The organism is Actinacidiphila cocklensis, assembly GCF_907177275.1.
In the GTDB taxonomy this organism is placed as follows: Bacteria; Actinomycetota; Actinomycetes; order Streptomycetales; family Streptomycetaceae; genus Actinacidiphila; species Actinacidiphila cocklensis.
In genome coordinates this window covers 60,161-72,516 of the sequence record NZ_CAJSLV010000072.1, presented here as the reverse complement: position 1 = coordinate 72,516, position 12,356 = coordinate 60,161, and the positions used below count along the sequence as shown (strand labels likewise).

Here is a 12,356-nt window from a genome sequence, read left to right as displayed (position 1 = left end):
GGCGGCGCCCGCGCCCGGCGCGCAGGCGCCTGCCGCCCCGCCCCGGCGCAGCCGTGCGGTCAGGGGGGCCGTGGCGGTGTGCGTCGTGGTCGGGCTCGGGCTGATAGGCGGGGCCGTCGGCGGCGCCGTGATCGACCACGGCCCCCAGGTGGTGCCGCAGGCCGCGCCGGGCAGCGCCGCGGAGTTCGGGCAGGCGCGGCAGGTGTGGCACAGCGCGCCGGTCGACACGCTCTTCCCGCCGACCGTCGCGGGCAAGGGCGCGGGGCCGGGCGGCGCGGACCGGGCGTGGACCCGGGTCGGGGTCGCCGCACCGGGCGGCTGCACGGGCGCCTTCGACCCGCTGCTCGACCAGGTACTGGCACCCACCGGGTGCCTGCGGCTGCTGCGGGCGACCTACGTGGACAGCACGTCGACGACGGTCACCACGGTGGGCCTGCTCGTCACCTCGGCGGACGCCGCCGGCATGCAGGCGCTCAGCCGGCGCTGGAGCGGCGAGCACCTCGGGGTCCGTACGGACCTGATACCGCGTCCCGTCGCCTTCCCCGGCACGCCCGCGGCCGGCTTCGGCACCAAGCAGCGCGGCAGCTGGGACGTCGAGGTGTCCGCGGACCTGCCCTTCGTCGTCTACGCGGTCAGCGGCTTCGCCGACGGCCGCGCCATACCGAGCCCGCAGCCCGCGTCCGTCGCCATGGCCGCGGGCGCCACCACCGCCCCCGCGCAGGCGGGTCTCGGCCATGACGCCACCGGCCTGGCCAAGGCCGTCCACGACCGCCTGACCGCCACCGTCGACGCGGAACTGCACCCGACCCCCACCGCCGGAACGGAGAAGCCGCGATGACCCGCCGCACCACCTGGGCGGTCAGGGCCGCGGCCGGCGCGACCGCCGCGACCGCGCTCCTCGCGGCCGCGGGCGGGCCCGCGGCCGCGGACACCATCAGGGACCGGGAGTGGGCGCTCGCGGCGCTGCACGCGCAGAAGGCGTGGCAGACCACCAAGGGCGCGGGGGTGACCGTCGCCGTGCTCGACACCGGCGTCGACGCCACCCACCCCGACCTGACCGGCCAGGTCCTCGCGGGCAAGGACCTGATCGGCTTCGGCTCCTCCCGCGGCGACAAGTCCTGGGCCAACCACGGCACCGGCATGGCCGCGATCATCGCCGGGCACGGCCACGGCCCCGGCCACGCCAACGGTGTGCTCGGGATCGCCCCCGAGGCCAAGATCCTCCCCGTGCGGGTGATCCTGGAGGAGAAGGACCCCAAGCGGGACCAGGCGAGGAAGAGTCGCGGCGGCGCGCTGCCCGAGGGCATCCGGTGGGCCGCCGACCACGGCGCCGACGTCATCAACCTCTCGCTCGGCGACGACAGCGCGACCGCGGCGCCCGTCGCCGCCGAGGCCGACGCCATCCGGTACGCCCTCGGCAAGGGCGTCGTCGTGGTCGCCTCCGCGGGCAACAGCGGCGACAAGGCGGACCGTTCCTCCTACCCGGCCGCCTACCCGGGGGTGATCGCGGTGGCCGCGGTCAACCAGAGCGGCAGCCACCCCGCCTTCTCCACCCACCGCTGGTACGCCTCGGTGGCCGCGCCGGGCGAGGACGTGGTCATCGCCGACCCGAACCGCAAGTACTACGACGGCCTGGGCACCAGCGCCGCCTCCGCGTACGTGTCGGGCGCGGCCGCGCTGCTCAGGTCCGCCCACCCCGAGCTGAGCCCGCTGCAGATCAAGCAGGTGCTCCAGGACACCACCCGGCACAAGCCCAAGGGCGGCAGGAGCGACGAGATGGGCACCGGCGAGATCGACCCGGCAGCGGCGCTCGCCGCGGCCGCGAAGCTCAAGCCGGCACCGCTCGCGCCCGCCGCGGCGACCTACCCGCACCGCTACTTCGGTTCGGGCCCCGACCCCGCGCCCGTTCCCGAGGCGGGGTCGAGCGTGCTGGGCAACGGTGTCGCCGCCGCCTTCGGCGCGGTCGGGGCGGTGCTGGTCGCGCTGGCCGCGCTGCTGTGGTTCCGGCCGCGGCGCCCGGCACCCGCGGCGGCGGGCGACGTACCCGCGCCGGATAGGCTGCCGGGGTGGAGCTGAAGAACATCCCCGACCCCGGTTACGCCGACGACGACGGCTCCGCCGCCCCCGCCCTGACCGCGGCCCTCGCCGCGTGGGCCGCCGACCGCGGCAAGGAGCCGGAGCTGATCGAGGCGCTGCACACCGCCCGGCTGCTGGTCCCGGTGATCGCGGTGCTCGGCGAGGCGGAGACCGGCGAGGACGGGCTGCGCCGGGAGAAGAGCAGCGACATGGCGGTGCCGACCATCCAGGCACCCGACGGGCGGCGGGCACTGCCCGCCTTCACCTCCACGGCCGCGCTGGCCCGCTGGCGCCCCGACGCGCGGCCGGTCGCCGTACCGCTGCACCAGGCGCTCCAGGCACTCGCCCATGAGCAGGCCGACACGCTGCTGATCGACCTGGCCGGTCCTGTCGCGTACGAGCTGACGGGTGCCGCGCTGCGGACCGCCGCACGCGGCCCGGGAGCCGGGGAGCCGCTGGACGACCCCGAGGTGCGTGCCGCGCTGCGGGCCGCGGTCGCCGCGGAGCCCGGCGTGGTGCGCGCCCACCTGACCCCGGGCACCGACAGCGACGGCACCCTCGGCCTGGTGCTCGCCCCCGGGGCGGACGTCGCACGCACCGGGCAGGCGCTCGCCGCCGCGCTCGCCGCGGACGACACCCTGCGGGCGGGCCTGCGCCGGGGCATCGACCTGGCCCTGCTGCCGCCGGACGCCGTGCTGCCAGGGGAACCGCTCTTCACCCGCTGACCGCGGGCCGCCCGCGGCCCTACCGGAACCCACGCGACTCACCGCCCGCCCTTTCTGCGGCTTTCATCCGAGATGTGCGTTTCACCCGGAAAGCCGACAATACGAGAGCAGGCACCGAGATCATCATCGTGGAGGTGTCCGGATGGACATGCGAACGATCACCGAGAACCGGACGCCCGAGGACCAGCGGGCGTTCGTCTGCGAGTTCCTCGGCACTCTCGTGCTGGTCTTCTTCGCGGTGGGCGCGGCCGTGCTCTCCGGGCAGTACATCGGGACGCTGGGCATCGCGCTGGCGTTCGGCCTGATCCTGCTGGCCATCGCCTACGCCTTCGGCCCGATCTCCGGCAGCCACGTGAACCCGGCGGTGACGCTGGGCATGCTGGCCGCGCGGCGGATCACGGTGCGTACCGCGGTCGAGTACTGGATCGCGCAGTTCCTGGGCGCCATCGTCGGCGCCGCCCTGCTGCTGCTGGTCGCCAAGCAGGTGCCGGGACTGCAGACGCACGGCGCCTTCGGCACCAACGGCTACGGGTACCGCTCGGCGGTCGGCATCAACATCTTCGGGTCCTTCGTGGCCGAGCTGATCATGACCTTCCTGCTGGTCTTCATGTATCTCGCGGTCACCCACCGGATCGCGCTGATCGGCTTCGCCGGCCTGCCCATCGGCATGGCGTACGCGGTGATCCACCTGGTCGGCATCCCGCTGACCGGCACCGGCGTGAACCCGGCCCGCAGCCTGGCGCCTGCGCTCTTCGCGGGCAGCCCGCCGCTGACGCAGGTGTGGCTGTTCCTGGTGGCCCCCCTGGTGGGCGCGGTCCTGGCCGCGCTCGTCCACGAGGTCACCCACCCGGCCCTCGCCGCGATCCGCGCGGCCAGGGCGTCCGCGGCCGAGGCGGAGACGGCCGCGAGGGCGGTGGGACAGGAGGGCTGACGCCCGAGCTCCCGTAGTGGTCGGCTGAGGGACGAGGCCGCCCGCGGAGGGAGTGAGCAGGAAGCCCGGCGGAGGGGGTGGGGGCTGACGCCCGAGCTCCCGCAGTGGTCGGCTGAGGGACGAGGCCGCCCGCGGAGGGAGTGAGCAGGAAGCCCGGCGGAGGGAGTGAGCAGGAAGCCCGGCGGAGGGGGTGGGGGTCGACTGCTGCCGGCGGTGGATCAGCCGAAGACCGGCCCTGTGAGCTTCTCGCCCGGCCCCTTGCCCGGCTCGTCCGGCACCACGGACGCCTCGCGGAAGGCCAGCTGCAGGGACTTCAGCCCATCGCGCAGCGGTGCCGCGTGGAAGGTGCTGATCTCGCCGGCGCTCGCGGTGACCAGTCCGGCCAGCGCCTGGATGAGCTTGCGGGCCTCGTCGAGGTCCTTGTGCTGGTCGCCCTCCTCCGCGAGGCCGAGGTTCACCGCCGCCGCGCTCATCAGGTGGACGGCCACCGTGGTGATCACCTCGACCGCGGGCACGTCCGCGATGTCGCGGGTCATATCGTCGAAGCCGGGGGCAGGTGCGTCGCTCATGCCCGACACGATATGCCCCGTCCGGCCGATTACGGCCCTCGCCCCTGCGCTGGTATGCTGGCTCTACGACCGGTCGGCCACCAGTGTGTCCGACCACCAAGTGGAGGCTCCGATCTCCCACCTGATCGGCCGGAAGGCCGACGGGTCCCGGTCAGACGGTAATCACCGGTATGACACCGGTGGGCACCGTCCGATGCGCCCCGCGGAATAACGCGGCGGTGCTCCCGGTTGTGAGGAGCCCCGCCTGTGTCCCGTACGGGGCGTTTTCTGCGCCTTGGGTACGGGTCGGTCGGACGACAACAGACCCAAGCGCGGCTGTCGGCCAGTCAGCCGCGTGGTGCAACCGAGGAGGCCCCATCAGCGCCGAGCCCCGCATCAACGACCGGATTCGCGTTCCCGAGGTGCGACTTGTCGGTCCCAGCGGCGAGCAGGTCGGCATCGTGCCGCTTGCCAAAGCCCTGGAGCTTGCGCAGGAGTACGACCTCGACCTGGTCGAGGTGGCGGCGAACGCACGCCCGCCCGTATGCAAGCTCATGGACTACGGGAAGTTCAAGTACGAGTCGGCCATGAAGGCCCGTGAGGCGCGCAAGAACCAGGCGCACACGGTCATCAAGGAGATGAAGCTCCGGCCGAAGATCGACCCGCACGACTACGACACCAAAAAGGGTCACGTCGTCCGGTTCCTCAAGCAGGGCGACAAGGTCAAGATCACGATCATGTTCCGCGGTCGCGAGCAGTCCCGGCCCGAGCTGGGCTACCGGCTGCTGCAGCGCCTCGCGGAGGACGTCCAGGACCTCGGGTTCATCGAGTCGAACCCGAAGCAGGACGGCCGGAACATGATCATGGTCCTCGGTCCGCACAAGAAGAAGACCGAGGCAATGGCCGAGGCCCGCGAGGCGCAGGCCGCCCGCAAGGCGAGCCGCCAGGGCGACGCGCTGGCTGACGCCGACGCCGACGCTGATGTGGACGCCGACGCCGACGCCGAGGCTGATGTGGACGCCGACGCGCAGGTCGAGGCCCCGGCCGACGCCGGCTGAGACGAAGAACATCCCGGAGCGCCCGGCTCCGGGTCGGTAATGCAGAACTGACGCTCTCCGTGCGCCCTCGTGCGGACGGGAGGGCCAGCGACGAGGAGACTACGGCGCCATGCCGAAGAACAAGACGCACAGTGGTGCGAGCAAGCGCTTCAAGATCACCGGCTCCGGCAAGGTGCTGCGTGAGCGCGCCGGCAAGCGCCACCTGCTCGAGCACAAGCCGTCCAGCAAGACGCGTGCCCTGACCGGCACTGTCGAGGTCGCCAAGCCCGACGCCAAGAAGATCAAGAAGCTGCTCGGCAAGTGACGGCCGTGCCCCCACCGGGGCGCACCGTCCCGGGCCGGGAGTCCATTCGCTTTCGGGCCGCGTGAGTACGACCGCGGTCCCCTAGAAGGAGTTATCAAGTGGCACGCGTCAAGCGGGCAGTCAACGCCCAGAAGAAGCGCCGGGCGATCCTGGAGCAGGCGAGCGGTTACCGCGGTCAGCGTTCGCGCCTGTACCGCAAGGCCAAGGAGCAGGTCACCCACTCCCTGGTCTACAACTACAACGACCGCAAGAAGCGCAAGGGCGACTTCCGTCAGCTGTGGATCCAGCGCATCAACGCCGCTGCCCGCGCGAACGGCATCACCTACAACCGCTTCATCCAGGGCCTCAAGGCCGCCAACGTCGAGGTCGACCGCAAGATCCTCGCCGAGCTGGCCGTCAACGACGCCAACGCCTTCGCGGCGCTGGTCGAGGTCGCGCAGAAGGCGCTGCCCGCGGATGTGAACGCCCCGAAGGCGGCGTGAGGCTGCGCACCAAGCGCAGTGCGGTTCTCCGGACCCGCGGGTGGTCGTGACGCCCGCGGGTCCTTCGCTGTCCGCCGCGACCGCTGAGCACCGCGGCGCACCGACCGAGGAGCAGGCACCCAGATGGGCACCCCCCCCGAGCTGACCTCGCTGCGTTCCGCGCGGGTCACCGCCGCACACCGGCTGGCCCGGCGCAGCTTCCGCGGCAAGGAGCGGCGCTTCCTCGCCGAGGGACCGCAGGCCGTACGCGAGGCCGTAGCGCACCCCGGGGGACCGGCCGGGCGCACCCTGGTCGAGCTGTACGCGACCCCCGAGGCCGCAGAACGGCACGCCGACCTGGTCGCGGCCGCCCGGGCGGCGGGGGCGCCGGTGCTGACCGCGACCCCCGAAGTGATGGCGGAGATCTCCGACACCGTCACCCCGCAGGGTGTCGTCGGCCTGTGCCGCTTCCTGGACACGCCCTTCGCCGAGGTGCTGCGCGCCAGGCCGCGGCTGGTCGCCGTACTGGCGCACGTCCGCGACCCCGGCAACGCCGGCACCGTGCTGCGCTGCGCCGACGCGGCGGGGGCCGATGCCGTGGTCCTGACCGACGCCTCGGTCGACCTGTACAACCCCAAGGCGGTACGCGCCTCCGCCGGCAGCCTGTTCCACCTGCCGGTCGCGGTCGGGGTGCCGGTCGGCGACGCGGTCGCCGGGCTGCGCGCCGCGGGCGTCCGCGTGCTGGCCGCCGACGGTGCGGGGGAGCGCGACCTGGACGCGGAGCTGGACGAGGGCACCATGCAGGGCCCCACCGCCTGGATCTTCGGCAACGAGGCCTGGGGCCTGCCCGAGGAGACCAGGGCGCTCGCCGACGAGGTGGTGCGCGTCCCCATTCACGGGCGCGCGGAAAGCCTCAATCTCGCTACCGCCGCCGCTGTGTGCCTCTACGCCTCCGCTCGTGAGCAGCGTGCGCCCGCAGGGTGCCGCAGCGTGACCTCCAGCTAGTAGGGTGGCGGCCCGGGGCCCTGAGGAGGGGGGTGGCGCGTATGGGTGTCACGGCGCGAAGGAACGGCGCGCACAAAGCGCTGACGGTCCTGCCCGCGGACCCGCGGCAGCCGCCGGCGGCCGAGCAGGGCCAGGCGGCTGAGCCGTACTCCACCGCCGCCCCGTACGGCCTGCACCCGGACGACCTGCCCGACGGGCTGCTGGTCGCCGACCACACCGGCCGCGTGGTCTGCTTCAACGCCGCCGCCGCCCGGATCACCGCGCTGTGCCCGCAGGACGTGCTGGGGCTGCCGGTGGAGCAGGCGCTGCCCTTGGAGGACCTGGAGGGTCGCCGCTGGTGGCCGCTCACCGACCCCTACGGCGGGCTCGCCATCAGGGCGGGCCAGCCCGAGCGCAACCTGCTGCTGCCCGGCGGCCGCGAGGTGCTGGTCGCCGCCCGCTACGTCCGCGAGCGGCCCACCGGCCCTGTCCGCCGGCTGGTGGTCACCCTGCGCGGCACCGACGCCCGGCGTCGTACCGAACGCAGCCACGCCGAGCTGATCGCCACCGTCGCCCACGAGCTGCGCTCCCCGCTGACCTCGGTCAAGGGCTTCACCGCGACGCTGCTGGCCAAGTGGGAGCGCTTCACCGACGACCAGAAGAAGCTGATGCTGGAGACCGTCGACGCCGACGCCAACCGCGTCACCCGGCTGATCGCGGAATTGCTCGACATCTCCCGTATCGACTCGGGCCGGCTCGAAGTGCGCCGCCAGCCGGTCGACCTGGCAGCGGCCGTACAGCGGCACGTCGACGCGCACGTCGCCGCCGGCCAGGCCCCCGACCGGTTCAGCGTGCGGGTCGGGCAGCCGCTGCCCGCGCTGTGGGCCGACCCGGACAAGATCGACCAGGTGCTCGGCAACCTGCTGGAAAACGCGGTGCGGCACGGCGAGGGAACTGTCACGATCGAGGTGGGATCCTCGCACGCGGACGGCGACGGGCGGTCCACCGGCACGGCGGTCACCGTGAGCGATGAAGGACCAGGCATCCCGGAGGAGTCCATGAGCCGCGTGTTCACCCGCTTCTGGCGGGGCAGTAAGCGCGGTGGCACGGGCCTGGGGCTCTACATCGTCAAGGGCATCGTCGAGGCGCACGGCGGGACCATCGCGGTCGGCCGGGCCGCGGGCGGCGGCGCCGAATTCCGATTTATCCTGCCCGTCGGGGCACCCGCGTTCATGGCCTGAGACGGCACCGCCGCCAGACCCACCGGGACAGGCGGGCTGTACGTCGGTCGGGCTTCCTGCTCGCTTCCTGCGCGGACGGCCTCGTTCCTCGGCCGCCCACTCCGGAAGCTCGTGCGTCAGCCCTCCGTGCTGTCGGTCGGGCTTCCTGCTCGCTTCCTGCGCGGACGGCCTCGTTCCTCGGCCGCCCACTCCGGAAGCTCGTGCGTCAGCCCTCCGGGACGGGCGAAAACCGCCGGTCCCCCGAGCGCCAGTAGACTCGTGCCCTGGCATGTGTCCGGTCGGGCAGAGCCTCCACCGGAAGGTCGGCACGCGAGGCGCCCCCAACATCATCCATTTCGGAACGGGAAGAGATGTCGGCACCGAATAAGTCGTACGACCCTGTCGAGGTCGAGGCCCTCAAGCCCGAGGCGATCGAGCGGATGCGCAGCGACGCACTCGCCGCCGTCGCGGCCGCCGGCGACCTCGAAGCGCTCACCCATGTGAAGACCGCGCACACCGGCGGCGGCTCGCCGCTGGCGCTCGCCAACCGCGAGATCGGCGCCCTGCCCCCGCAGGCCAAGGCCGAGGCGGGCAAGCGGGTGGGCCAGGCCCGCGGCGCGGTCAACCAGGCACTGGCCGCCCGGCAGGCGGAACTGGAGGCCGAGCGCGACGCGCGGGTCCTGGTCGAGGAGGCCGTCGACGTCACCCTGCCGTACGACCGCCGCACGGCCGGCGCGCGGCACCCGCTCACCACGCTGTCCGAGCGGATCGAGGACATCTTCACGGCCATGGGCTACGAGGTCGCGGAAGGCCCCGAGGTCGAGGCCGAGTGGTTCAACTTCGACGCGCTGAACTTCCCGCCCGACCACCCGGCCCGCGAGACCCAGGACACCTTCTTCGTCGAGGGTGCCGGCGGCAGCGGCGAGTCCGGTGTCGTGCTGCGCACCCACACCTCGCCGGTGCAGATCCGTGCCCTGCTGGAGCGCGAGCTGCCGGTCTACGTGATCGCGCCGGGCCGCGTCTACCGCTCCGACGAGCTCGACGCCACCCACACCCCGGTCTTCGCGCAGGTCGAGCTGCTCGCGGTGGACGAGGGCCTGACCATGGCCGACCTCAAGGGCACCCTGGACCACATGGTGGTCTCGCTGTTCGGCGAGGGCATGACCACCCGGCTGCGGCCCAACCACTTCCCCTTCACCGAGCCGTCCGCCGAGATGGACATGCTCTGCTACGTGTGCCGCGGCGCCTCCGTCGGGAACCCCGACCGCCCCTGCCGCACCTGCTCCTCCGAGGGCTGGATCGAGCTCGGCGGCTGCGGTGTCGTCAACCCCCGGGTGCTCACCGCGTGCGGCGTCGACCCGGAGAAGTACAGCGGCTTCGCGTTCGGCTTCGGCATCGAGCGGATGCTGATGTTCCGCCACAACGTCGAGGACATGCGAGACATCGTCGAGGGTGACGTGCGCTTCACCCTCCCGTTCGGGATGGAGATCTGATGCGGGTCCCGCTTTCTTGGCTGCGGGAGTACGTCGACCTGCCCGCCGGAGTCACCGGCCGCGACGTCCAGGCCAAGCTCATTTCCGCCGGCCTGGAGGTCGAGACCGTCGAGCAGCTCGGCGCCGGCCTCAAGGGGCCGCTGGTGGTCGGCCGCGTCCTGACCATCGAGGAGCTGGAGGGCTTCAAGAAGCCGATCCGCTTCTGCACCGTCGACGTCGCGGACGCCAACCGGACGGGTGAGCCGCAGGAGATCGTCTGCGGCGCCCGCAACTTCGCCGTCGGCGACCTGGTCGTGGTGATCCTCCCCGGCGGCGTGCTGCCCGGCGACTTCCAGATCGCCGCCCGCAAGACCTACGGCCACACCTCGCACGGCATGATCTGCTCCGCCCGCGAGCTGGGCATGGGCGACGACCACGACGGCATCATCGTGCTGCCGCCCGGCTCCGAGCCCGGCACCGACGCGATCGAGCTGCTGGAGCTGGTCGACGAGGTGCTGGACATCGCGGTCACCCCCGACCGCGGCTACTGCCTGTCGCTGCGCGGCGTCGCCCGCGAGGCCGCCATCGCCTACGGGGTGCCGCTGCGCGACCCCGCGCTGCTCGACGTGCCCGCGCACAACGGCGACGGCTACCCGGTGCGGATCGCCGCCCCGGACGGCTGCGACCGCTTCACCGCGCGGACGGTCACCGGCCTCGACCCCGAGGCGGCCTCGCCGATCTGGCTCCAGCGCCGGCTGCAGAAGGTCGGCATGCGCCCGATCTCGCTCACCGTCGACGTCACCAACTACGTGATGTTCGAGCTGGGCCAGCCGCTGCACGCCTACGACAGGACCAGGATCGACGGGCCGATCGGCGTCCGCCGCGCGCAGCCCGGCGAGAAGCTGACCACCCTGGACGGCGCCGAGCGGGTCCTCGACGCCGAGGACCTGGTCATCACCGACGACTCGGGACCCATCGGGCTCGCCGGCGTCATGGGCGGCGCGCACACCGAGATCGCCGACGGCGGCTCGACCGACGTCGTCATCGAGGCCGCGCACTTCGCGCCGATCCCGATCGCGCGCACCTCGCGCCGGCACAAGCTCGGCTCCGAGGCGTCCCGCCGCTTCGAGCGCGGCACCGACCCGCTGACCACCTCCGCCGCCGCCCAGCGCACGGTGGACCTGCTGGTCGGCCTCGCGGGCGGCACCGCGGAGCCCGGCGTCACCGAGATCGTCTCGCCCGCCGGGCCGCGCACGATCGCGATGCCCGCCGACCACCCCGACCGGGTCGCCGGCACCGAGTACGGCCGGGAGACCGTCGTACGCCGCCTCCAGGAGATCGGCTGCGACGTCCTGGGCAGCGACGAGCTGACCGTCACCGTGCCGTCCTGGCGCCCCGACCTGGCGTACCCCAACGACCTGGCCGAAGAGGTCATCAGGCTCGAGGGCTACGAGAATCTGCCCTCGACCCTGCCGCAGCCGCCCGCCGGCCGCGGTCTGACCGAGTCGCAGCTGCTGCGCCGCCGGGTCGGCCGCGCGCTGGCCGGCGCGGGATACGTCGAGGCGCCCAGCTACCCCTTCGTCGGCGCCGAGGTCTTCGACCAGCTCGGCCTCGACGCGGACGACGAGCGGCGCCGCACGGTCCGGCTCGCCAACCCGCTGGACGGCACCGAGCCGGCGCTGCGCACCACGCTGATCCCCGGGCTGCTCGGCACGCTGCGCCGCAACAGCGGGCGGGGCGCGCACGACCTGGCGCTCTTCGAGACCGGCCTGGTCTTCCTGCCGGCCGCCGAGCGGGTCGCCCCGCCGCGGCTGCCGGTCGACCGGCGGCCCACCGACGAGGAGATCGCCGCGCTGCAGGCCGCGCTGCCCGACCAGCCGCGTCGCGTCGGCGCGGTGCTCGCCGGTGCGCGCGAGCTGCCCGGCTGGTGGGGCGCGGGCCACACCGCGAGCTGGGCCGACGCGATCGAGGCCGCACGGACCGTCGCCCGCGAGGCGGGCGTCGAGCTCACCGTACGGGCCGGCCGCTATGCGCCCTTCCACCCCGGGCGGTGCGCGGTCCTGCTGGCCGGCGAGCAGGTCGTCGGCCACGCCGGCGAGCTCCACCCCCGGGTCACCAAGGCCTTCGGGGTGCCCGGGCGCACCTCGGCCATGGAGATCGACCTCGACCTGGTCGAGCAGGCCGGCGGCGAGCGCGCCAGCGGCCCGCGGGTCTCGACCTTCCCCGTCGCCACGCAGGACGTCGCGCTGATCGTCGACGCGGATGTTCCGGCGGCGGAGGTGGAGGGGGCGCTGCGCGCGGGCGCCGGTGAACTGCTCGAATCGGTACGCCTCTTCGACATCTTCACCGGTCCGCAGATCGGCGAGGGCCGCAAGTCCCTGGCGTACGCGCTCCGCTTCCGGGCGCCGGACCGCACGCTCACCGCCGAGGAAGCCTCGGCGGCGCGTGACGCCGCGGTTGCCTCAGCGGCAACCCGCACGAAGGCCACCCTCCGCGGCGCCTAGCCCTCCCGGGTAGGGGGCACCCCCGGGTGCCCCCTACCCCCCTGGGGGTGCCACTTGCTGTGGCGTTGCGTCC

General features: G+C 73.5%; 11 protein-coding genes and 1 pseudogene. 11 read left to right on the top strand and 1 reads right to left on the bottom strand.

From position 1 onward, the window contains the following. From NFU81_RS27040 to NFU81_RS27025, 4 genes and pseudogenes are all read left to right on the top strand, one after another. Positions 1-838: pseudogene (locus NFU81_RS27040) on the top strand (hypothetical protein); the annotation flags it as partial. After that, the gene (gene mycP, locus NFU81_RS27035) at positions 835-2,076 is read left to right on the top strand and encodes a type VII secretion-associated serine protease mycosin (protein WP_251494979.1); all 1,242 of its coding nucleotides are present in this window, start codon (positions 835-837) and stop codon (positions 2,074-2,076) included. The pseudogene NFU81_RS27040 and the gene mycP, both read left to right, overlap by 4 nt. Continuing rightward, the gene (locus NFU81_RS27030) at positions 2,067-2,801 is read left to right on the top strand and encodes an SseB family protein (RefSeq protein ID WP_251494976.1); all 735 of its coding nucleotides are present in this window, start codon (positions 2,067-2,069) and stop codon (positions 2,799-2,801) included. Before mycP ends, NFU81_RS27030 begins: the two co-directional genes overlap by 10 nt. 148 nt (positions 2,802-2,949) lie before the next feature. After that, entirely contained in the window at positions 2,950-3,732 is a 783-nt protein-coding gene (locus NFU81_RS27025; protein ID WP_422665295.1) for an MIP family channel protein, read from the top strand. Between the two features lie 218 nt (positions 3,733-3,950). Here NFU81_RS27025 and NFU81_RS27020 read toward each other — a convergent pair whose 3' ends face one another. Next, positions 3,951-4,301, bottom strand: a complete 351-nt coding sequence (locus NFU81_RS27020; protein WP_251494971.1) for a DUF1844 domain-containing protein — start codon at positions 4,299-4,301, stop codon at positions 3,951-3,953. Between the two features lie 356 nt (positions 4,302-4,657). Between NFU81_RS27020 and infC the strand changes: the two genes are divergently transcribed. The 7 genes from infC (at position 4,658) to pheT (ending at position 12,283) form a co-directional block, all read left to right on the top strand. Then, positions 4,658-5,338, top strand: a complete 681-nt coding sequence (gene infC / locus NFU81_RS27015; RefSeq protein WP_251494995.1) for a translation initiation factor IF-3 — start codon at positions 4,658-4,660, stop codon at positions 5,336-5,338. 109 nt (positions 5,339-5,447) lie between these two features. Further along, positions 5,448-5,642, top strand: coding sequence for a 50S ribosomal protein L35 (gene rpmI, locus NFU81_RS27010; protein ID WP_033178181.1), 195 nt, complete (start codon positions 5,448-5,450; stop codon positions 5,640-5,642). Positions 5,643-5,740: 98 nt separating this feature from the next. Beyond that, positions 5,741-6,124: a 50S ribosomal protein L20 gene (rplT, locus tag NFU81_RS27005; protein ID WP_033178180.1), complete on the top strand. Its 384-nt coding sequence runs from the start codon at positions 5,741-5,743 to the stop codon at positions 6,122-6,124. A 123-nt stretch (positions 6,125-6,247) separates the two neighbouring features. Beyond that, the gene (locus NFU81_RS27000) at positions 6,248-7,108 is read left to right on the top strand and encodes a TrmH family RNA methyltransferase (protein WP_251494968.1); all 861 of its coding nucleotides are present in this window, start codon (positions 6,248-6,250) and stop codon (positions 7,106-7,108) included. Between the two features lie 41 nt (positions 7,109-7,149). Further along, entirely contained in the window at positions 7,150-8,328 is a 1,179-nt protein-coding gene (locus NFU81_RS26995) for a sensor histidine kinase (RefSeq protein WP_251494965.1), read from the top strand. Positions 8,329-8,678: 350 nt separating this feature from the next. After that, positions 8,679-9,800 (top strand): phenylalanine--tRNA ligase subunit alpha, encoded by a 1,122-nt coding sequence (gene pheS, locus NFU81_RS26990; protein ID WP_251494962.1) that lies wholly within the window; start codon positions 8,679-8,681, stop codon positions 9,798-9,800. Next, on the top strand, positions 9,800-12,283 hold the full coding sequence (gene pheT / locus NFU81_RS26985) for a phenylalanine--tRNA ligase subunit beta (RefSeq protein WP_251494959.1): 2,484 nt from the start codon (positions 9,800-9,802) through the stop codon (positions 12,281-12,283). The genes pheS and pheT overlap by 1 nt, the downstream gene beginning before the upstream one ends. Positions 12,284-12,356: the final 73 nt, after the last annotated feature.